This is a genomic window from Salinivibrio sp. ML198, assembly GCF_001996015.1.
GTDB classification, from domain to species: Bacteria; Pseudomonadota; Gammaproteobacteria; order Enterobacterales; family Vibrionaceae; genus Salinivibrio; species Salinivibrio siamensis.
The window spans coordinates 1-649 of record NZ_MUEZ01000050.1 but is presented as its reverse complement, the minus strand read 5'-3'; the positions used below and the strand labels follow the sequence as shown (position 1 = coordinate 649).

General features: G+C 55.2%; 1 protein-coding gene. It reads right to left on the bottom strand.

Annotation, left to right across the window (positions count from 1 at the left end):
* Positions 1 to 649: VCBS domain-containing protein (locus tag BZG25_RS15630; protein WP_198535238.1), on the bottom strand; the 649-nt coding region annotated here is incomplete at both ends.

Genomic DNA, 649 nt, shown 5'->3' with positions numbered 1-649 from the left:
TTGTTGTGTGTTATCGCTTGCGGTGAGGGTGATGGTGTCGGTCACCTGATCACCGGCATCCAAGTTCTGTACGGCAGACTGATCGAGGGTGTAAGTCCAGTTGCCGTTCACCAGCTCTAGCGAGCCATAAGTCCCCGCTTCAGTGGTATCGGCAAAGGTCGGCGCGTCGTCACTATCCACATCACTGATCGCAATGGTGCCCGTGGCAGTTACTGCGGTATCGCCCACGTCACCTTCGGTGACTGAGCCGGTAAAGCTACCGGTGACTTCAGGTGCGTCATCCGTCCCCGTAATGGTGATGACAATAGCTTGCTGGGTGCCATCAGAGGCGGTGAGAGTAATGGTGTCCGTCACTTGATCGCCAGCATCTAAATCCTGCACGCTGTCTTGATCAAGCGTATACGTCCAATCACCGTCTACTAGCTCCAACGAGCCGTAAGTGCCTGCCTGCGTGACGTCGGCAAACGTCGGATTGTCGTCGCTATCCACATCACTGATCGCAATGGTACCCGTGGCAGTTACCGCTGTATCGCCCGCGTCACCTTCGGTCACTGAGCCGGTAAAGTTACCGGTGACTTCAGGTAAGTCGTCGGTGCCGGTAATGGTGATAACAATATCTTGCTGTGTGTTATCGCTTGCAGTGAGGGTG